The organism is Nostoc sp. (assembly GCF_036917975.1).
In the GTDB taxonomy this organism is placed as follows: domain Bacteria; phylum Cyanobacteriota; class Cyanobacteriia; order Cyanobacteriales; family Nostocaceae; genus Nostoc.
On the sequence record NZ_JBALEJ010000008.1, the window covers coordinates 1 to 21,955 of the forward strand.

The following is a 21,955-nucleotide window of genomic DNA, read 5'->3' on the forward strand; positions in this document are numbered from 1 at the left end:
TTTTAGGCTTTAAATCTACCCACATTAGATTCAATCCAAAATCCAAAATCTAAAATCCAAAATTATAAAGCGCCAATCCCTCTATAGTGAAGGTTGACGCTTTACGGGGTATATTTACTTAGTATGAGTTAGGGTCTTTTTTGGCTGACCCCATGTTATTAATACTTATGATCCCCGATTTTTGAATCACATTCAAATTCCTTAATTATTTCTTTAGATTTACTTTCCTGACGATTTTTCAACTTTTGTGAATCTTCCTTTTCTTGGGTGTAATAGAGGCTCCCAGAATTTCAGATATCCAAACTTCAAAGTTGCGGACGGGATGAGAGCGGAGGGCTGCATCGCCATGAACAATCGGTTCGACTAAAATGGTAAACATTCCCAGGCGATTACCTGCGATGACATCGGTAAACAAGCGATCGCCTACCATCCCCACTTGATGGACTGGTAGATCCATTCCCCTCAGTGCGGCTCTAATTTTGCGGCGGGAAGGCTTGGCTGCACCCAAATAGTAAGGTAAGTTGAGCGATCGCGCAATTCCACCAATTCGCGCTTCACTCAGGTTGTTACTCACTAAACACAGTGCAGTACAGGTGCGAATTTGCTCCACCCACTCTCGTAATTCTGGGGAAGCTATTCCGACTGTAAAGGGTACCAAAGTTTCATCTACATCCAATACCAGCCCTTTAAGCCCGTATTTTTGGATAATATCTGGTGTTAGGTTCAACACGGAACCCTCTAAAATCAAGTCAGGCTGTAAAAGATTGTTCCAGGTCATAGTCACGTCGCTTCGCTCCGAATTCAAAATTCAAAATTCAAAATTCAAAATTAATGATCCACATAAATAAATTTAGAGGCTTGTATCATGAGTCGTTTTCGGTCAACAGTCAAATTTAAGTAGCTTCAGACAAATCAGCATAAGAGGATGTTTGAAAAGTTTTGGGCGAATATAATCGCTACTACACAAACCAAGTCCACCTCCGTGGAAAGCTTGAAAAATCAAGGGTTTTTTACCCACGTTCGCCCTTGGCGTTCCGCAGGAAAGGTGGGTAAAGTCTTGTGTAGCTGCGATTTCTAAGATACTGTTGGCGAATTAATAGGGGGTCTAACCCATCATTCCTGATTACTCTGATTTAAGTCCGTTGAAACGGACAGTAGCTCTTAGCCCGAAATTTATTTCAGGGCGGGAATGCAACGCCAAACCAAGGTTTTAGGGGTGAGGGGTCAAACCCACCGTGAATTGACCAACAGTATCTTTCTAATCGCCAGGGCTAGTAATAAATTAGACTTTTCAAACAACCTCTAACCCAATATAGTTTAGTTACTCTAACTCCGTCCTGGTATCTCTCTCTGAACACTTTGAGATAAAATCCCTAAAATCTTATCTATCTCTTTGATGTAATAACTACTCAAATCAATAAATATATCGTTTTCTTCTAACTTCAAAAACTTCCAAATATCACCCGTTGTTACCGCGCCGTAAATTTTTCTGGTTTCATTTCCTTCTTGTTGATTAAACAATTGCGCTGCCAACATTGCAGCTGCACATTGACCTAATCCACCTTTAATATTTTCATTTTTGGCTTCAATAATAACCACTACTGGTACATTAATTGTTAGTTGCTCTTTAGAACGACTAATGATAAAGTCACAATAGCCATTTAGTCCTTTTTCTGCATCTACATTAAAATCGGTTCCCGAAAATAAACTAATTGGATAATTAGCCCTGCGCCTTACCTCCAACAATATCGGAGTGATAATCATTTCTGAACGAGCTTTTTCAGTATTAATTGCTAAAGCTAGTTCTGTAGTTTCTTCTAAAGAATTTTTGAGTTTATCACTTGCCTGTAAAGGTTCTATATCGGCAAACAAGTTAGTTTCTTCATCAATGCGGATGCTGAATGACTTTTTAAATTTACTTAATGTAAAGTCGCTATAAGCCATTCTCAGAACCTCATAGCAATTTTAGATTTTGGATTGTAGATTTTGGATTAAAAATCTCTATCAACTAAAATGCTTTTTCCAGCATTTTAAACAACACTAATTGTTGCAATTTAGTTTTTCATTACTTTCTACATTTAATGAAAAATGGTACAAGGTTCAACTAGATTGTACTGGGAATGAAAATTCCCAATTAAAAAATTCAAAATGAAAATATTACATTTTGAATTTTTAATCTTATTCAACTTCATTAAAAAGATGTTCTTCTAACAAAGGTTGCACTTGGCGAAACTCTTCTGGAGAGAGTAATTCAGGCTCACCTGTTTTTGTTATCCGTGCAAAAAACAACAGAGGATCTAGGGGTGTATAAATTGCATACTCCTGATCTTCATCATAAAAGCTAGCGAGTAGCTGTAATTGCTCTGGCTCTAAATCTTCCCCTTCGTCTTCAATTTCTAAGGTGAAGAGTTCTGATTCTTCAACTGGTGGTAAGTCACCTTCAACTGTGAGAGCATAAGCTGTATTCTTCAATATCAGGTTTTGCTCAGATAGGACAGCCTGAGCATTCGCAAAAATTTGCTCAATGATGGCGTCGTCTTCTACTAGAACTGCTTCTTCTTCCTCACCGTCACCTTCCCAAGAAAAAATTTCTACAGGTGAGTCTACAGGAAGAAGCAAAACGTATTCTTGTCCATCTACCTCCAGGGAATGCTCAATATAACAGTCGAGCGATCGCCCTTTGTCATCGGTTAAAGTGATGGAACCCGCATGAGCGTTATCATTTTCTTCAGAGAATGGAGAGGAAAACATAGCCGAAATGTAGAAATTTAATAAATACCAGCAATATTGGAAATCGCTTAACTATCTTAATGACATCTTAAATATCAAGCAAATAGCTTTATACGTAGATACAACTGCTGGCTAATCGTTTTCAGAATATCATGTTAAAAGGTATCAATATTCAAGAGCCGCAACTGAACTGCGTGAGTTAGCACGCTTCACATCCAGCCATTGTTGTAAAATCAAAGCAGCTGCCTTGCGGTCAATCAAACCTTTATGGCGTGACGGGGAGCGGTTTTCAGCTATTAGTAGTTGCTCTGCTTGAAATGAAGTTAATCGCTCATCCATATATTCCACAGGCAGTTTTAGTGCTTTAGAAAGTCTTGTAGTAAATTTCTGAACTTGACGAGCCTGAAATCCTAGTGAGCCATCCATTGAATAGGGTAAGCCCATAACTAGAATTTGCACCTCACGTTCATTAACTATTTGTCGGATTTGCTCAACATCTTGCTCAAAAGATGTACGTTCAATAGTGGTGATTCCCGTGGCAATTAAACCCGTGCGATCGCACCCAGCCACACCAATCCGCTTGCGACCGAAATCTAGTCCCAACGCTGAAATAAACGGTTTTGCTTGCCCTTGGGATATCACAACTAATTCTCCTGCTGGGCATCTGCTGATTCCGAAATCGGCGATGCTTCTATGCTGGGGTTTTTTACCGAAAAGTTAATCGGTTCTGACTTACTTGGCAGTGGTTTCTCTGAGGATGGCAGTTTTGGTTGTTGTATCCATGACATCCCACCTGGTATTGGTTTACGTGCCGGTTGTAGACCTTGCAGCATATCAGTCCACTGGATTCCTTCTAAGGAGACAAATTTAGACTCCCGTAGCTTATGCCATACAGAGCGAGACATAACTAATGTATGTTCTATACGTTTTGCCCCAATTCGCTCCAAATACTCTTCTCGCTCTGCCTGATAATCTGAGGAGGCTAGTTGTAACCCTTGCTGGGGAAAATCTTGGGCGATCCGAGCCAGTTGGGATAGTAATTCTGGATACAACCAAGTGTAAGCCGGATGAACCGTCAACGTTGCCGCGTGGGGAACTTCACCCTTACGGTCGAGTTGCACCTGAAAATAACCGATCGCAGCTTTGCGTTGGGGTTCAAATACGTAACCGCTAACTACTTCTGTTTTAGTCAGCCATTGCTTCACTGCATCAGTTAAAGCGCCGAACAAGCTGGTTTTAAAGTCGCGGGTATTGCGGTCAAAAACCTGACGTACCAGAGGTGGCATTGATGCCGTATCTAGTTGATATAGCAATTGGGCATCAGCGTTACTCACTGGCAAAAGGTTGGGCAGATCTGGCTCTGCTTGGGCCAATTCAGCCAGTAATTCTGGCCCAATTTCCCAGTACGTCATTTCTGCCAAACGCTGGAATCCATTTTGTCGATATAGTGCCAGCGCCTCAATGTCATTGATGTTAACTTCCAGTAACCAAGTGCGAGCTTCCAAAATCGATTCAAAGCAATGACGCAAAAGTTGCGAACCAATTCCTTGTTTATCGACACCACGCTCTAGTAGCACTTGATCGATCCGCCAAGTACTGCGTGTCCGGTTAAAGGGTGACACTTGAATCATTCCGAGAAGCATCCGCCCTTGCTCTGCGATATAGGCACAGAGGCGATACTGTAGCGGGTTAGGGAACCAACTCAAAAACTTGAGTAATCCATACCAGCGACGCAGCCTTTGCATCTGGCTGATGGCAAAACCTGCTCCCTGGGGAGTAAGTGCTGCGAATGACTCTTGAGTTATGCGCTCAATCCCGTCCAGATCCCGGTATTGGACTGGTCGGATAACAACGCTGAGGTTTCTGGGAATTAATAAAGTCATTTTTATTCGAGCCGCCATTGAGCCTTAACTAACTGCTCTGGAAAGGGAGGAACTGCTGCAATAATTTTAACTAGTTTCTGCCCTTTACTATTGTGCCAAAAGGGTTATTTTAGTAACTTAATACTTAAAAAAGCAGAAAAAGCAGACCTTGTGAGAACACCATTGGCATTGACCCAACAACATCTGCCCTTATTTTATTGGAATTTTGATTAAAATTTGTATATATTTTATAGCCCTTGTCGAGAAACGAGCTTTTCAAAGTTGGCTTGGGTTTGATGGAGTAATTGCTGGCGACTATCTACCAGTGTTTGTTTCAGGGTTGGAACAAGATTGCGAGCTTGCAGCGTCATGTGAAGTTGTAGGTTAGCGACATATTCACTGAAATCTTGATTCACTTCTGCTGCGGCTGCATCCGTTAATAAATTTGATTCCATTGCCACTGTGTTCTCCTGTGTTAATCCTATGCTATCTCTCTTCATCACCAAAAATTATCACGTTGTTTGGACTAACTTCTTAATTTGCAATGAAGTTTAACGCTTCTTAGGGATAGCCTCTGCCCATTAAAATCTCAAGCCAACACCACCTTGTACGGAGATAGCTGTACCACTGCTATCACGGTAGGCATCAAAAGCAATGATGGCATTCCCAAAAAGGACTGTATTGCTATTTGGGATCATATAATCAACGCCCGGTTGTAAAGCAAAACTAATTTTGTCGCCCACAGGAGAAGAACCACCACCACTAGCCAGCACCAATCCCGCTCCCAGATAGGCATCAGCTTGCCAATTGAGGGGAAAATCGTAAGAAACCGTTGGCACAACTGCGGTATTCCGACCAATTAACACTTGGGCGCGGAGTGAAATTGGCGCTTCCAAAAGCTTGTAGCGTCCTGCTATCACTCCCCCCAATTGGATACCATCGGTAATCCCAACAGTGGGGCCGATACCGATATAACTACCATAAGCTACTTGAGCTTGTGCTGGTTTCGTACTCGCCAGACTCAAAATCAAACCAGCACCTAAAACTGAAACCAAATATGGAATATATTTCATAAACTAACTCCTCACACCATTTTGTCATTTGTCATTTGTCATTTGTCATTGGGTATAGGGAATTGAGCATCGGTTATTCTCTCCCTGCTATCCTGCTTCCTCATCTCCCAGTCCCCAGTCCCCAGTCCCCAGTCCCCAGTCCCCATTCTACGGGCAACGGGGATGAATGGCTCCTTGAGTACAAAGGTAGGCTAATTGCTTGGCATCTAAATTTTTGGCTTGAGAAAAATCAACGCCTTGAACTACAGCTGATACTGAGCCTAAATCTGGGGTTTGGACAAATTGATCTGCTGGATCTTGTTTGCTAGGAGCGAGAATTGCTCCCTTAAAATCTGCTCCAGCGACATTCGCCCCCCGTAAATCGGCAAGACTCAGGTCGGCATTTTGCAAGTTAGCGTTTTCCATTTGGGCAGAACGCAAAACAGCACCAGTTAAACGAGTGGCGCTGAGGTTCGCATTGCTGAGATTAGCACGATCCAAATAGGCTCCTGATAAATCTGCCCCTTGCCAATCAGTGTTAGTTAAGTTGGCAAAGGATAATTGTGTTCCGATCGCAGTGGCGCGACCTAAACGGGCACCATATAGATTGGCTTCGTTTAATTTCGCATCGCCTAAATCTGCCCCAGTCAAGCTAGCTCTTTCCAAAACTGCGTTTCGTAGATCGGCTCCTACTAGTTGAGTGCTGTTGAGTTTAGCATCATATAGACGCGCATTGGATAAGTTGGCTCTGTTAAGAGTGGCGCGGCTCAAATCGATCCGGTTCATCAAGACGCGGCTGAGGTTAGCATCAGTAAGATTGGCTTGCTGTAATTGAGCTTGGCTTAAATCAGCTATGACATCATCATAAGTATCCCAGCGTCCATCTTCACCCGGACTTCGGAAGCGGCTACCCTTAAAGCTGGCTTGGTTAAGATTTGCGGATTTAAACTTAACTCCTGATAAATCAAGATTGTCTAATACCAAGTTGAAGAAGGAACTTCCTGGAGTACCACTTTGACCTAATTGGGTGCTACTCAGGTCAACACCCTCCATTTTCCCACTGTAAACAGAGAGAATCTTGTTAATCGTCTGCTGGTTTCTTTGGAGCCGCCCTTGCCGTAATTCCCGCTCTTTGGTTGCAGTGCTACCTACAGATTCCAGTTCACCCACTAAAAACTGATTCTTATTTTTTAGTTCTGGAATGGCTTGGGGACCAACAGTTGTCAAAGCTTGTTGAATCGTATCTAGGACACTGGGGTTAGTTTCGCTAACTAATAAATCCGCCAGAAATTTAATGGATTGTGGATCGTTAACACCACCCATAGCCAGAATTGCACTTTGGCGTTGCTCATCAGTCGCCCCAGAGTTGGGAGTCAATTGTTTGACGAGTTCGAGGAACTGTTGGCTGTTGATTTGCTTGGTTGCTCGCTGGGATTGTTGAATTTGAATATAAACTTGAGTGCCGATTAAAGTTGCCAACACAGCAGTCATACTCGTCAGCCCTACCCCAAACAAAGTTAGATTGGGATTTTGCTGTATCCGTCGCCAGAGATTAGGCGACTGGTTGGTTTGATCTGCCGCTAATTCTTCTCCCTCTTGCCATTCTTCTGCTTCATCATTATCGCCAGCTGACTGTTCTTGTCTACTGGTAGCTGAGAGTGCATTTACTGAATAAGTACCTGCGAGTTGATCGTGGAGTGCGCGACGCCCCCGACGTGACGGTAAGCCTATCCCTTCACCCACAATCATTAATAAAGACAACAATGTGAGTAATCCTAAATTCGGAAAAGCAAAGCTGTAGCGCCACAACAGATAGGCGATGGAAATGGGTACAGTCCAACGCCCAACTCCTTCTCTAATCACAACTGCCCCCAATCCAGGCGGCTTCCCTTGCTCGTTGATAACCCGCACTTTTAACCAACGTTTCGGAATTGTGCTACCAGTCTTAGCTAGTAAATACAATTGCCACCACGAGAGGGTTACAGGCGCTAACAGGGCGATTGTCCACAAAATATTAGTCGGCCATGCCACGTTACGAATGCCATAGCTAACGGGTAGAGCTAGGGGTCTGGCGATCGCTCTTTCTGTGACTACCAGCACGGGGTTAAGCGGTACTCGGTTCAGATCGCTTCTAGAATTGGCATAGACACCAAGACCGAAGGGAATTAACCCACTAGTAACCACTAACGTAATTTCAGCCGTCCAAGCCGCAAAACGCCTACTTGCTAGCAACAAAGAATTAACTCTTTCCGGTTTTTTTGACTGACCAGATTGATTACTAGTTCTCCTAACAATTGGTGATGTCATCGTAATAGTTCCCTTTGATATTATTTCTACGCCGCGATCGGCACAATTAAAATAGACTCAGCTAATCAACAAAAAGAAAAGCATATTGAAATAGGATTCAGAAGTCAGAATTCAGGAGTCAGAATGGGCTGCGCTAAATGAATTCTGAAGTAAAACAGGCTTTATACCTAGTTTTGATACTTCGCTCGTATACTTTACTTTCCTTGAAATCCTCTGTATGTCAGGAGCAATTTGTATTCCATTGGTGTCAACTTAAGCTGGAAATAGCTTAACTGTTGGCTTCCATGCCCGCCCGGAAATAAATTTTCGGGCTAGTAGGCTTAAGTCTACTGAAGTAGACTGGAGATTTTTGGCGATATTTAGTCATCTTCAGATGACTTTAGCTATGAGACGGGAATTTCAATTCCCGGCGGACAAGCGGTTTCGCGTTAAGTTGACACCAATGTTTGTATTCTGGCTCCTGACTCTCATAACTCTGGGTTGAGTGCAAAGCAAATACCTATCAACGTTTTATAAGAAGAATTCAGAACTCAGCAGCGGAGCCGGAGACGTTTCCGTTGCTCCGGTCAGAATGGGCTAAACCTTAGCTATCCGCTAACAGTATGAATTCTGTACAAGTGGGTGATAGCGTAGCGGTAGCGAGTCCTCGAGCGTCGCGTCTGAATATTGGCTAAAAGCGAGTGGAATGGTGGGCGAAAAAAATTAAATATTCTCGCCTGAAAACTCCATCTCTTTATGGGTAGAGTATTCACCAATTCTGACTCCTGTATTCTGACTCCTGTTTTATTGCTTACGTTGAAAGCTACCGGACACAAAAAATTTGTATCCAACATACACTAACACTGCCAAAAGCGCCAGAGTGATTACAGATGCAACTAATTTAAACACTGCTTGTAGCATCGCCAAGCCTACTAGTACCGTCACGCCTGAAACTACAAGCTTTTTAGTCCCAGATAAGGTATTAAACCAAATCTGAAACCGCTCTAGTTGTAAGTTCAATCTGGCAAAAATAGACTGGGGCGTTTGTTCTTGTGGTTGTGGAACTACCCCAGGTGGCGAATTAATCTCTGCCTCTAGTTTATTGAGACGACGTTGTAAGTCTTCTTCTGGTTGAGGATTCATCAATCTTTTTTACCTCAGCTAGCATACTTATTTAACAATAGACCAATCAAATTCTATTTTTGGTGGCAATATGGTTCAGTTCAGAGTAATGAGTGCTGAGTAATGAGTAATGAGTAAAAATATCAGTCCCCAGTCCCCAGTCCCCAATCCCCCTCCTATGGCATTAGCTTTTGGCGATCGCTCGATTTGCATTTATATCACAAAATCGTGTTTCTTCCCTCTGACTTGTAAAGCGATCGATGAAGGGTTCTACGGATGGCTAATTCTTTACCTTTGCGGCCGAGTTGTTCACGTAGTTGCTGGTCTTTGCACAACTGATTAAAAGCTTGAAAAACCTCATAGCCAGAATTGGGATTAACCAATATACCGTTCTCTTGATGCTGAACTGCGTCTAGAACACCGCCTAAACGAGAGGCAATTATGGGCTTACCGAAGTAACTTGCTTCTAAATAAACCATACCAAAACCTTCCATATTATTAGGTTTAGCCTCCGATAAAGTCAGCATGGCAAATATGTCACAAGCTGCATAATAATCGGCTAATTCTCGCTCTGGCTGATATCCGGCAAAGTGTACGCGTTTATCTACCCGCAAACGATGCGCTAGAGATTTCAATGCCGATTCACTCGGCCCTTGACCGCAGACTATATAGTGGACATCAAACCCAAAAGTTAGCAATAGTGGAATGTTCTCAATTATTCGGTCGAAACCTTTTGGTTTTATGAGCCTGCCAATGGAGAGAATAACTATTGCTGTTTCGGGAATGTTGTATGTCTGACGCACGCGAACACGTAAATCATCAAGGCTACTGGGACTTGCGACATTATTATCAAATTTTTCTGGTCTGATTACTGGGTTAATAACGTGGGTAGGAGTATCTAATCGGAAAGCAGTTCTGAGGTAGTCTCTTGTATAAGAACTGTTGCAAACAATGCCTTCGGCTCTATGAAGTGTTAATTTAAATAGCGATCGCAGCACGGGATTGTGTAAAGTACAAAGAAAATCGTTGCCGTGCAGATAGATAAAAAAGCGAATAGGTAACAAATAGCTCAATAGCAACAGTGAAGGAAAATCATAGCCGTGGCCCCACTCTATATAACGATAGTGATAGCGAAAATAGAGTTTAATTGCGAGAACAAATGAGCAGACAATATTGACCAAAGGCTTCAGGATACTTTTCACACAGCTACTACGCCAGTATGTAGGATAATACCAGCGATACACAGGAAACTGTTGACCTCGATCAAAGACTCGATCTCCTGAGCAACTAGCCGCTAACACAATAACTCGTTCTGGATCTTGGAGACAGCGATTATAAATATATTCCCCAATTACAGCTTCTTTTGGCAGGAAGATCCGGCTGATGACTAGGATATCTGGGTATGCAGCTTTGTCTCTGATTTCGGCTGTTAGTTGAGAAATATGTTCCATAAGAAAGTTGATGACTATATTTCAAAATTTCAGATAATTTTTAATTTATTTACAATTAGGATTCTTCTCAAAGCCATAATTATTATTTTATTTCTTTAAAAACGAATTTGTAGGCAAATTTGCAGCCTATTTTAAAAGATTAGTCAGCAAGATTGTTTTTTTATTGTGTTGATTTTATTTTTATTGTCCAATTCTCAAGTAGTGAGATTTTCTGTACATGATGAACAATAAATAAAAGCTAACACTTGTAGCCAAATTGCTCAGTAAACAACTGTTGCGGAAATTACGAAATTTAGCTACTAGTTAGAGAGACGCGATAAATCGCCGTCTCTACAAGGAATTAATCCATCAATTATTTATTGACAGACTACTACGTTCAATATGATATCCTAAATACTCTAAACTGTTGTGCCAAAATGCCAAAAAGTCGGATAAGTACTTACTAGCTATCTTGTGTCTATCTTAGTTGACTGATGGGCATCATAGACATTTGCAAGCCTGCTTTGTATACGTAAGTATCAAGACCATAGATGTAGTAAATGGTATTCATAATTTAAAAATATCATCCCACCTTGTAACAAAACAAGTCAGTTCAGGAGTCGTAAATAATGAGTAATAAATAGTACTAATATGAATCTTCCACTCAACAGTGGTTCAACGCCTCATTACGGTCAACAGAATATTAAAATAATTACTAAAAATAATTACTAAAAATTACAATTGTCTGTATAATTTAAAACTGTAGTCATAAAAGTGCTAGTCCAAGACATAGCAAATAATTGCCCGTAAGCGTAGCCCGTCGTAGACATCGCAAATTTCTGGGATGATGAACATATCTTCTTCAGGTACGGTTCCCCAGTCGAGAAATCCCCCCTGCGATCGCTGTTTCTCCAAGATAAGACGCGGTAGATTGAATATGTAGCCTCTAAAAAAGAATGCTACGTAAATGCGACAAACTCTCTTGCTTGTTACGGGCTGGCGTTAGCAACACACCGCGACACTGCTCCCAAATATAGGGAGAAATCAGAAATAATAATTCCGTTTTTCAAGCGATTGTCTTATGCGTAAAAAACTACAACAAGCCATCAAACCTCTGTTAAAAACCTTCTTAGCCCTAACCCTGGTGTTAGCCTTGGCTCTTGGTCACGCTGACGGAGCATTAGCAGCCCGCAGTGGCGGTCGCATCGGTGGCGGCTCCTTTAGAATGCCTTCTAGCCGCACCTATACACCACGCACTTACGCACCTCCTGGTGGGGGCGGCTACTATCCTGGTGGTGGTTTTGGTGGAGGCTTTGGCTTTCCCTTCTTACTTCCCCTCTGGGGTTTTGGCGGAGGATTTGGTGGTATATTTACCATCTTAATTTTCTTGGCGATCGCTAATTTCTTATTGCAAACTTTCCGCCGCGTCTCTAGTGGTGAAACTCCAGAAGCAGATTACAGCAGTAACTCTCCTGTTTCGGTAACTCGTTTGCAAGTAGGTTTGTTAGCTCAAGCCCGTGAATTGCAAAATGAACTCAACCACATTGCTGAAACTGCTGATACTAACACCCCAGAGGGTAGAGCAGAAATTCTCCAAGAAGCTAGCCTAGCTTTACTCCGCCATCCCGAATACTTTGTGTATGCAGGTGGTGGTACTCAACAAGCTAGTTTAAATTCTGCTGAGGGTCAGTTTAATCGGCTGTCACTGGCAGAACGCAGCAAGTTTAGCGAAGAAACTCTTTCTAATGTCAATAACCAGCTAAAAGCAGCCCTTGCCAAAGATGCTTTACCTCCGACTGGTGAACTCGACAACCCCACCCGCCTATTTACTGAAGGCCCTGGTGAATATATTATCGTCACCTTGCTGGCGGCGACACTAGGTAAGTTTGAAATCCCCACAGCAATTAACAGTGCTGACGATTTGCGTCAAGCTTTGCGGCAAATTGGTAGTATCCCTAGCGACAAGCTTCTGGCAATTGAAGTTCTTTGGACTCCCCAAGCTGAAAATGATACTCTGACATCTGATGATGTGTTGGCAAATTATCCTGATTTGAGACTTGTTTAATTTCTAAAAAGGGCAATAACTAGAAAACTGCTTGTCAATGACAAGCAGTTTTTTGTAACTATGTTATGAATCAATACGCTTGGGTTAAGGGCTACTGGCAACAATTTCGGGGTTTTCGAGACGTGATAAATCGCCGTCTCTACAAGTGTTTTGGGCTTAAGTAACTTGTCATTGCGAACGAAGTGAAGCAATCGCAGAGGCCTTGTGATTGCTTCACTCCACTTCGTTGCGCTCGCAATGACATATCGTAAGCGATTACCCGGACATGATATTAGCTGTAGGGTGTGTTATGCCGTAGGCTAACGCACCTGGGATTGTTGACGGTGCGGCGCTTGGCGACAACACACCCTACATTAAAATTCCTTAACATAGCTGGAAATATTAGCACCGACTTACTTATGTGAACTGTATTGACTTAATTTTGGATGTCTAGATAGTCTCGCGCTTTGCTAAATATTGGTACATCTGCCAACGTGCATCTACTTCAGCTTGGGCTTGTTCTAACAAGTGCTTGGCTACCTCTGGTTTGCTCTTAGTCAGCATCTTGAAGCGATTTTCTTGATACATCGAATGTTCTACAGATTGCGTAGGCGATCGCATATCCAATTGCAATGGATTTTTACCCTGGTTAAGCAACTCTGGATTATGCCGATACAACAACCAACGACCTGATTCTACCAGAGTTTTCTGATGATTCATCCCTGTGGTCATGTTGATGCCGTGGGCGATGCAATGGCTGTAAGCAATAATCAATGATGGCCCATCATAAGCCTCTGCTTCCAAAAATGCCTTGAGGGTATGTTCATCTCTTGCACCAAGAGCTACACTCGCTACGTAGACATTGCCGTAGGTCATGGCTATCATCCCTAAGTCTTTTTTAGGTGCTGGCTTACCACTGGCGGCATATTTGGCAACTGCGGCTTTTGGCGTGGCTTTGGAAGATTGACCGCCTGTATTAGAATACACTTCTGTATCCATCACCAAAATGTTGACATTTCGACCACTAGCAATTACATGATCGATACCGCCAAAATCGATATCATAAGCCCAACCGTCACCGCCAACAATCCAGACGCTTTTTCTCACCAAATAGTCTGCAAGAGATTTGAGATTTTGAATTTTAGATTTGAGATTGGGGTCAAGAGTGACGATTTCATCTAACCTCTGCTGCAACAGTTCTATCCTTTCGCGCTGTTCCCAAATGTCAGCCTCAGATTTTTGTTCAGCTTTGAGAATAGATTGAACTAAATCCTCAGAAACTATTTCCCCATTCCCTATTCCCCATTCCCCACTCCCTAACTGTTGTAACAATTCCGCCGCAAACTCGGCTTGTTTGTCGAGGGAGAGGCGGAAGCCAAAACCAAATTCGGCGTTATCTTCAAATAGATTATTAGACCACGCGGGGCCGCGTCCTTGGGCGTTGGTTGTCCAAGGAGTTGTGGGGAGATTACCACCATAAATTGAAGAACAACCTGTAGCATTGGCGATGACGGCGCGATCGCCAAACAGTTGTGTTAATAATTTTAAATAAGGTGTTTCACCACAACCTGCACAAGCACCAGAGAATTCAAATAAGGGTTCTTGCAGTTGTTGTTGGCGAATCTGGTTTAATTTTAGCGATCGCCTGTCAGGATTAGGTAAACTCAAAAAGAAATCCCAATTTTTCCGCTCTTGCTCTTGTAAAGGCAACTGCTGTGCCATGTTAATTGCTTTCCGCAATGGCTCAGATTTATCTTTAGCAGGGCAAACATTTACACAAATAGTACATCCCGTGCAATCTTCTGGGGCAACTTGAATAGTAAATTTTTGATTGGCAAAGTCTTTATCTTTTGCACCAGTTGATTTGAAGGTTCCTGGTGCATTGACTAACTCATCGGCTTGATAAGCCTTGGCACGGATGGCACTGTGGGGACAAACGATGACGCACTTCCCACATTGAACGCACACATCCGGCTCCCACACAGGTATCTCTTCGGCAACGTTACGTTTTTCCCATTTGGCAGTACCGACGGGAAATGTGCCATCAACAGGTAGTGTGCTAACAGGTAAATCATCACCTTCCCAAATCATGATTTTGCCTAGAACTTCTCGCACAAATTCGGGAGCAGAATTAAGTGGGGAGTGAGGAGTTAGGAGTGAGGAGTTAGGAATGTTGATTGTTTGGGGGACATCTACTTTATGTAAGTTGTCTAAGGTGTTGTCTACAGCTTGCAAGTTCATGCGGACAACTTCTGCGCCTTTTTTTCCGTAAGTCTTTTCAATGGCTTGTTTGATTTTAGCGATCGCTTCTTCTTGGGGCAAGACACCAGCTAAAGCAAAGAAGCATACCTGCATAATAGTGTTAATTCTGCCACCCATGCCACTTTCACGGGCAACCTGGCTAGCATTAATTACGTATAACTTCAAATGCTTATCGATAATTTGCTGCTGCACCTTTATCGGCAGATATTCCCAGACGGCATCTGCATTGTATGGACTATTAAGCAGCAAAGTCGCCCCAGAAATAGCAGCTTTCAAAATATCTATGCGTTCTAGAAATCCCCAGTGATGGCAACCAATAAAGTTAGCTTGGTCAATTAGGTAGGTGGAGCGAATTGGCTCTTTACCGAAGCGGAGGTGAGAGACAGTCATTGAGCCAGATTTTTTGGAGTCAAAGACAAAGTAGCCTTGGGCGTAGTTGTCGGTTTCTTCACCAATAATCTTGATAGAGTTTTTGTTAGCGCCAACAGTGCCATCCGCACCTAATCCATAAAACATTGCTCTGACAACATTATCCGACTCTGTGGAGAATTTAGGGTCAAAGCTGAGAGAAGTATGACTAACGTCGTCATTAATCCCAATCGTAAAGTGATTTTTTGGTTTAGCTTGGGCCAGATTATCAAAAATGCCCTTCACCATCGCCGGCGTAAATTCTTTGGAAGAAAGACCATAACGACCACCAATAATTTTAGGGTACGAGAAAGTATTTTCTCCCCCTGCCTCCCCTGCTCCCCCTGCTCCCCCTGCTCTCTTATCCCCCCACCCTTCATGGATAGCTGCCACAACATCTAAATACAAAGGCTCACCGGCGCTACCTGCTTCTTTGGTGCGGTCGAGAACTGCGATCGCTTGTACACTAGTTGGTAATACTGCAACAAATTTTTGGACATCAAAGGGGCGGTAAAGTCGCACTTTGACTACACCAAGTTTTTCACCACGGGCGTTTAGGTAATCTACTGTTTCATGGACGGTTTCACAGCCTGAACCCATGAGAACGATAACGCGATCGGCATCTTTTGCACCGTAATATTCATAGATTTTATAATGCCTCCCCGTGCGTTCTCCAAATTCATCCATGATCCGTTGGACAATTTCTGGACAAGCTTTGTAGTAAGGGTTAGCACCTTCCCGTCCTTGGAAGTAGACATCAGGGTTTTGGGCAGTTCCCCGCAAGACTGGACGATCTGGGGTAAGGGCGCGGCTGCGGTGGGCAAGTATGAGATGATCGTGGATGAGCGATCGCAAATCACTATCCAAAAGCAATTTAACTTTCTGTACTTCATGTGAGGTACGGAAACCGTCAAAGAAGTGCATAAACGAGATTCGCGTCTCTAGAGTAGCAGCATGGGCGATAAGAGCAAAATCTTGACTTTCTTGCACCGAAGCCGAACACAGCAGGGCAAAACCAGTAGCACGAGCTGCCATTACGTCGCTATGGTCGCCAAAAATTGATAGAGCATGGGTAGCCAAAGAACGAGCAGCAACGTGAACTACAGCGCTAGTCAGTTCACCAGCAATTTTATAAAAGTTGGGGATCATCAACAACAATCCCTGAGACGCGGTGAAGGTGGTACTTAGGGAACCTGTTTGCAATGCCCCATGCACAGCACCGGCTGCCCCACCTTCGCTCTGCATCTGCACGACACTGGGAATAGTACCCCAGAGGTTGGGACGACCTTCTGCTGACCAAGCATCTGCCCATTCACCCATCGCTGAAGAGGGGGTGATGGGATAAATGGCAATCACTTCATTTAGTTTGTAAGCAACACGGGCGACAGCTTCATTCCCATCGATGGTTGCAAAGGTTTTGTTCATAATTGGATTTTTGTCCCCGTCTCTCAGTGTTAATAGTCAGAGCAGAATTCAGGAGTCAGAATTCAGAATTCAGAATAGTCAAAGAATTAGGAAAAATTTATACATAAATGTACTAATAATGCTGCATTCCTTTTAAACACTGACTTCTGACTTCTCTGTGCTGAAATATTACTAAGAATTTATCAATGGATTTCGGCTCTTTAATTAACTTTAAATAAATACTTCATAGATTAGTATCTCATCCGAAATACCGCGTCTATTAATATGTATTAATAATGTACTCAATAGCCAAAGCACTTATTAGATAAGGCTTTCAGTTTATTGATTATTTTTTGTGGGGTATAGGGTCGGGCTTCTATCTCGTTTTCATCCCGGTTAGGGGAAGTGGTTATGTAAAGGTTAGGGTAACTCCAAGAAATAAATTATCCAATATTGTGGGGTGGGCAACATGAGCGCCCAGTCCATAAGGCGCTCATGTTGCCCACCCCACAAGAGTTAATTGAATATTTTTTTATTGGGAAGTCCCTAGACTTGTAGTACAGCGTTTTGTAAGCGATCGCGCGTCTCTAAAATTACTACCAACTGTCCGGCTTGAATGCGATCGCCCTCTTTGGCTAGTGTTCTGGATTTTTAATGAAGTTTAGCTATAGTTCTTAACTATCTGTGCTAGCCTGGAATACTTAAACTAGGCTGTTATTTTTTTAGCTTCTGTATCTAGCCAACCGTAATTATTAAACTGATATTAAATGTTTGAGAGATTAAATTATGAAATCCTCTTTCATCACCTTAGTCGTTGTGATTAGCGCACTTACTCTTTCCCAGAGTGCCTATGGCAACAAAAAGAATATTCACAATACAACCAGCGATCGCAATCAGGCTGAAGTTTTATTGACACAACCAGCCACGATTAACAGTACATGGAATACTTTTATCGGACAGACTAATAATCCCAAACAAACTGTTGAATCAGTTTCGCTAGTGCGAGAGCGAGGATGCCCAAAAATTAACCCGCTTGAGTTAATCAATGACCCAGGCTCTTTTTTTAAGCAATGTCAGCAGCCAGCAAGTATCCCAAGTTCTCAAAGTACAGAGCCAATTGAGTACTTCAAGGTTCCTAAACTGGATTCTGGTATTAGTGTGACAGTTACTGAGTTTTAGTATGTAAACTTTTTTAACAAGACATAACTAATTCTTGGTAGTGTAATTTATCTCAATAATTTACGCTCAAACATGGATGAAATATTTATGCTGGCTGCTTTAACTCAAAGCAGAAAAGCTTTACCGGAATGTTTGCCGAATCCACCAGTCGGCTGTGTAATTGTAGATACTCAAGAAATAGTAGCTCAAGGATACACGCGGATACCGGGAAAACACCATGCTGAGGCTGATGCACTTCAACAGATTCAAGGCAAAGCTTTCAACTTCTTGAAAATGTATGTCACACTTGAACCTTGTTCTTTTCATGGACGCACACCATCATGTGCTTTAGCGATCGCTGAAGATCGTCGGATACATGAAATATATGTATCTATACTTGATCCAGACCCCCGCAATAATGGTCAAGGGTTAGATATTCTAAGAATTGCAGGAAAAACGGTTAATGTCGGATTATGCGCTAATGAAGTGAATGCTTTTCTTAGCCAATATCTACGAAAGTGATGGCAATACTGTTCGATTAAGGCAAGAGATGCAATGAATCGCCGTCAAGACAAAAGACTGATCATTGTAGAGACGGCGATTTATCGCGTCTTTGTGATGATTTATCGCGTCTTTGTGATGATTTATCGCGTCTTTGTGTTATCACATCTTTAGCGATCTAAAATTTTCATCAAAAAACCTTAACCGAACTGTATTGGAAGTGGGGAGGCATAACAGTCAACTACCCGCTTCAATAAAATATTGGTGGCAATCACGGGTGTTCCCGATCTTGCCAAGGATAATACTTGGTGTTAGTGTTACCACTGTTACTACTTTTAGTCTTGAAAATGTTTCCAGGAGTAATTACATTGATAATACCAAACTTAATGCAGATATCTGTGTGTAGTATGACTCAAGGGCAATTGTGGCAGATACCTGCATCTTGATCATCCTAAATTCTTAAGACCAGACTCCAAAAGAAAGTTATTCTTTAGCGGAGGGATAAGAAAAGTGCTTGCTTTCATCCTTAGCGATCGCCTCCTACGTACCTAGCTTAAGATGATTAGATTATCCAGCAAAAAAATAGAGATGAGAAATGGACATCTTATATTTAATTTTTACTGAATGAGAATTACATGGAAGTATCAGCAGACTATTAACACTTCCATAAATAATTGTTTGTGATTGAATAAATATAACTTATCTCGATAGTTCCTGTTAGTAATTTATTTCTGGGATCGCAAAATCATTATTTTGGTAAAGTTTTTATTTTTTTAGGAACTAAATTGAATAATTAAACTAAAACATAATTGTGTTTGAAAATGTGCAAAAATCTAGAAAAAAGGAGTGTAATTACTTCCAAAGATATACCGATCGTATCTTTAGGCAATTGATTTGTGACTGCTGATGATGTTATTCTTAATGGGTGGGTTGATTTTGGGTTTATTATCTCCAACAATTGACTTGTAATGTATCATAGACCAGAATTCATCAGTATTGCCAATTGATTGATTAGCAGTGTGAAATGGCTATGGGTCTGAATATCTAGACTTGATACCAATAAATTGATGAAGTTACAGAGGAGCAAATAACCATGAGCAACTTAACATCTCCACATACCGAAGTTCAAAAAACGAAGAAAAAAACTTTAGCCGCAGATAAAAGACCTCGAGCTACAGATGATATTGTGCGTAGTTATCTGCAAGAGATCGGGCGTGTAGATTTGTTGACTCGCGAACAAGAGGTTATTTTTGCCCAACACGTGCAGCAGATGATGAATTTACTAGCTGCTAAAGAAGAATTGGCTATGAAATTAAACCACGAACCCACGCTGCAAGAATGGGCAGATCAGGTGGAGTCAAGTGTTGAGGTGCTAGAGCAACAGCTAAATCAAGGACACCAAGCCAAGCAGAAAATGATTCAGGCTAATCTCCGGTTAGTGGTAGCTGTGGCGAAAAAATACCAGCACCGCAACCTGGAATTTATGGATTTAATTCAAGAAGGTACTTTGGGTTTAGAGCGAGGGGTGGATAAATTTGATCCCGCGCTTGGTTATAAGTTTTCTACCTATGCTTATTGGTGGATTCGTCAAGGAATCACACGAGCGATCGCTCAACAAGGACGTACAATTCGTTTACCGATCCACGTCTTTGAGAAACTGAATAAAATTAAACGAGTACAGCGAGAATTATCTCAACAGTTAGGTCGCGTTCCAACCACTGCTGAAATTGCCACCGCGTTATCTTTGACACCCAGCCAAGTTAGAGAGTGTTTGTACTTGGCGCGTCAACCCTTCTCCCTAGAAGCGCGAGTTGGTGAACAACAAGATACAGAATTGCAAGACATCCTGGAAGATGATGGCCCTTCTCCTGAAGATTACGCCGTTGAAGAGTCTCTCCACCAAGACTTACAAGACTTGTTGGCAAAACTGTCTCCCCAGCAGCGAGAAATATTAACCTTGCGTTTTGGTCTCACTGATGGCTATGAACTTTCTTTAGCACAAATTGGCGATCGCATGGGCATTAGTCGAGAACGAGTGCGTCAAATAGAGCAAAAAGCTCTCAGTCTCCTGAGACGGCAAAAGGAGCAAGTACGTAGTTATTTAGCTAGCTGAAGTTATTTTTATCAAAATGTAGGGCATTTAAACTCAGTAAGTCACCATTATGACTGTATAAAATTCAGTTATTTTGGGAGAAAATAAATCTAAGTAATCTCTCTCAAAGATTTGATATGAGTACATCAAAGACAGTGCAGCAATTGCAAGCACAATGGGTGACTTCTGAAAACTTTCGACCTTATGGACAAGTAATTTTTGCAAGTCTTGATGGTAAAACTTACGATGGAGAAGATGCCCAGTTAAGCCTGCAAAACGGAATTCCACGATTTTATATTATGCGGTTGCAGAAGAGAGGGCGAAAGTTTCACAAAATTACTCGCCATGTCGAATGCACTCAATGTCTGGGTTCTTTGTCAGGGAAGGACTGGTTAATGGCAGTTTGTCCTCCTCATAATGATGTGAATGAACCGGCATTAGATGAGATTGCTGCTTTCCGCATTCCGGGGAATTGTTTTATCAAACTACATGAGGGTACTTGGCACGCTGGGCCCCATTTTGACCATGAAACTGTAGATTTTTATAATTTAGAACTAGCTGATACAAATGTTGTAGATCATTTCACTCATGATTTTCTCAAAAGTCATCAATTAGAGTTTGAGATGGTTTAGATAAGACAATTTTGGTTTTTGGATTTTAGATTTTAGATTGACTCCAGCAATCTAGTTATTTTTTAAAGATCAGTAGATTCTGATCTTTTTTGTTGTAATATTGCCGATCGCTATTGGCTTAAAATCCCGTTAATGGGGCATGGTATGCGATGCCCCATTAATAAGGGTATGAGCCAGAATAACGCCCTTTATGAAAAGAAGTGAGGTTTAAAACCGTACTTCTCTACGAGACGCTACCGCGAACGTCCCGCTACGCGAACGCCCGCAAGTGGCGCGTTCGCGTAGCGTCTCGCAGAGAAAGAATCATTGTTTCCCAAGGTAGGTAGAAACCCCACCCGCAAGTGGCGTGGCTGTCTTTAATTTTGAATTTTGAATTGATTCATCCCAGTACCTATGGGGTATCTAGTAAATTAACTGTTGCTGGTAAGTCGGTACAGGGCATTTCTACTGTGGAGTGGTGAAACAAAGTTTCTAGATAGACTCGAGCAGCACGGCGATCGCTATCCCCATTTTGGAGTAAAAACAATGATAGCGCCGCCGTCAATACTCTGTTTTCATCCCAATCAGGATGGGTTTCTAAGTAGTTTTTTAAGGATTCGTGGAGTGTTTCGGGAATTTCTGTAAAGATGCTAACCGTTGCTTTCATGAGATTTTCCTCCTATGAGGATAATCAAGAGGGACAAGTTGCTTGCGGTAAAGCGGCTTAGGGCTTCACACGCTCTTTTGCTATCCCAACAATCTACGCTGATATCCATTGGTAATATATTTTACACATTTGATGCCAACGGTTGAACGGATTACAAAAGCAAGCCGAATCATTGTGCGCCAAGAGGGGGTGGGTTTGTCAATGCTGCGAAATGTTAAAAACGATTGTATAAAAAATAAATGCGAACGAAAGAATAGGACTTTAAGCTAACTTTTCGTTACTTAACTTAATAAAAACTCAGTCCTTAAACTTCTTTGCTACTGATA

General features: G+C 42.1%; 16 protein-coding genes and 1 pseudogene. 5 read left to right on the forward strand and 12 right to left on the reverse strand.

What is annotated here, in order from left to right; genetic code table 11:
* Nucleotides 1-238: 238 nt before the first annotated feature.
* From V7K76_RS02240 to V7K76_RS02285, 10 genes are all read right to left on the reverse strand, one after another.
* Nucleotides 239-778 carry a YqeG family HAD IIIA-type phosphatase gene (locus V7K76_RS02240; RefSeq protein ID WP_334777670.1) on the reverse strand — a complete coding sequence of 180 codons (540 nt, stop codon included), beginning with the start codon at nt 776-778 and terminating at the stop codon, nt 239-241.
* A 548-nt stretch (nt 779-1,326) separates the two neighbouring features.
* Nucleotides 1,327-1,944, reverse strand: a complete 618-nt coding sequence (locus V7K76_RS02245) for a hypothetical protein (RefSeq protein ID WP_334777645.1) — start codon at nt 1,942-1,944, stop codon at nt 1,327-1,329.
* Nucleotides 1,945-2,178: 234 nt separating this feature from the next.
* The gene (locus V7K76_RS02250; RefSeq protein WP_179064283.1) at nt 2,179-2,751 is read right to left on the reverse strand and encodes a DUF3727 domain-containing protein; all 573 of its coding nucleotides are present in this window, start codon (nt 2,749-2,751) and stop codon (nt 2,179-2,181) included.
* Between the two features lie 144 nt (nt 2,752-2,895).
* A complete protein-coding gene (ruvX, locus tag V7K76_RS02255) occupies nt 2,896-3,372 on the reverse strand; it encodes a Holliday junction resolvase RuvX (protein ID WP_334707005.1) in 477 nt (158 codons plus the stop codon).
* 2 nt (nt 3,373-3,374) lie between these two features.
* Nucleotides 3,375-4,631, reverse strand: a complete 1,257-nt coding sequence (locus V7K76_RS02260) for a GNAT family N-acetyltransferase (protein ID WP_334777646.1) — start codon at nt 4,629-4,631, stop codon at nt 3,375-3,377.
* 209 nt (nt 4,632-4,840) lie between these two features.
* Nucleotides 4,841-5,047 (reverse strand): hypothetical protein, encoded by a 207-nt coding sequence (locus V7K76_RS02265; RefSeq protein WP_334777671.1) that lies wholly within the window; start codon nt 5,045-5,047, stop codon nt 4,841-4,843.
* 126 nt (nt 5,048-5,173) lie between these two features.
* Nucleotides 5,174-5,665 (reverse strand): hypothetical protein, encoded by a 492-nt coding sequence (locus V7K76_RS02270; RefSeq protein WP_334777647.1) that lies wholly within the window; start codon nt 5,663-5,665, stop codon nt 5,174-5,176.
* Between the two features lie 147 nt (nt 5,666-5,812).
* On the reverse strand, nt 5,813-7,951 hold the full coding sequence (locus tag V7K76_RS02275) for a pentapeptide repeat-containing protein (protein ID WP_334777648.1): 2,139 nt from the start codon (nt 7,949-7,951) through the stop codon (nt 5,813-5,815).
* Between the two features lie 783 nt (nt 7,952-8,734).
* Nucleotides 8,735-9,073, reverse strand: a complete 339-nt coding sequence (locus V7K76_RS02280) for a hypothetical protein (RefSeq protein WP_334777649.1) — start codon at nt 9,071-9,073, stop codon at nt 8,735-8,737.
* 197 nt (nt 9,074-9,270) lie between these two features.
* Complete coding sequence (locus V7K76_RS02285; RefSeq protein WP_334777650.1) at nt 9,271-10,503, reverse strand: glycosyltransferase family 4 protein; 1,233 nt, start codon at nt 10,501-10,503, stop codon at nt 9,271-9,273.
* Between the two features lie 1,060 nt (nt 10,504-11,563).
* Here V7K76_RS02285 and V7K76_RS02290 point away from each other — a divergent pair.
* On the forward strand, nt 11,564-12,547 hold the full coding sequence (locus V7K76_RS02290) for a DUF1517 domain-containing protein (RefSeq protein WP_334777651.1): 984 nt from the start codon (nt 11,564-11,566) through the stop codon (nt 12,545-12,547).
* A 429-nt stretch (nt 12,548-12,976) separates the two neighbouring features.
* On the opposite strand, the gene nifJ is transcribed toward V7K76_RS02290, so the two are convergent.
* Nucleotides 12,977-16,621 carry a pyruvate:ferredoxin (flavodoxin) oxidoreductase gene (gene nifJ / locus V7K76_RS02295; protein ID WP_334777652.1) on the reverse strand — a complete coding sequence of 1,215 codons (3,645 nt, stop codon included), beginning with the start codon at nt 16,619-16,621 and terminating at the stop codon, nt 12,977-12,979.
* A 765-nt stretch (nt 16,622-17,386) separates the two neighbouring features.
* On the opposite strand from nifJ, the gene V7K76_RS02300 reads away from it, so the two are divergent.
* The 4 genes from V7K76_RS02300 (at nt 17,387) to V7K76_RS02315 (ending at nt 20,983) form a co-directional block, all read left to right on the forward strand.
* Nucleotides 17,387-17,779, forward strand: coding sequence for a hypothetical protein (locus V7K76_RS02300; protein WP_334777653.1), 393 nt, complete (start codon nt 17,387-17,389; stop codon nt 17,777-17,779).
* Nucleotides 17,780-17,851: 72 nt separating this feature from the next.
* Nucleotides 17,852-18,280: a bifunctional diaminohydroxyphosphoribosylaminopyrimidine deaminase/5-amino-6-(5-phosphoribosylamino)uracil reductase RibD gene (locus tag V7K76_RS02305; RefSeq protein WP_334777654.1), complete on the forward strand. Its 429-nt coding sequence runs from the start codon at nt 17,852-17,854 to the stop codon at nt 18,278-18,280.
* A 1,072-nt stretch (nt 18,281-19,352) separates the two neighbouring features.
* Nucleotides 19,353-20,372, forward strand: coding sequence for an RpoD/SigA family RNA polymerase sigma factor (locus V7K76_RS02310; protein ID WP_334777655.1), 1,020 nt, complete (start codon nt 19,353-19,355; stop codon nt 20,370-20,372).
* Between the two features lie 116 nt (nt 20,373-20,488).
* Entirely contained in the window at nt 20,489-20,983 is a 495-nt protein-coding gene (locus V7K76_RS02315) for an ureidoglycolate lyase (protein ID WP_334777656.1), read from the forward strand.
* A gap of 454 nt (nt 20,984-21,437) precedes the next feature.
* Here V7K76_RS02315 and V7K76_RS02320 read toward each other — a convergent pair.
* A pseudogene (locus tag V7K76_RS02320) lies at nt 21,438-21,629 on the reverse strand (DUF2811 domain-containing protein); the annotation flags it as partial.
* Nucleotides 21,630-21,955: the final 326 nt, after the last annotated feature.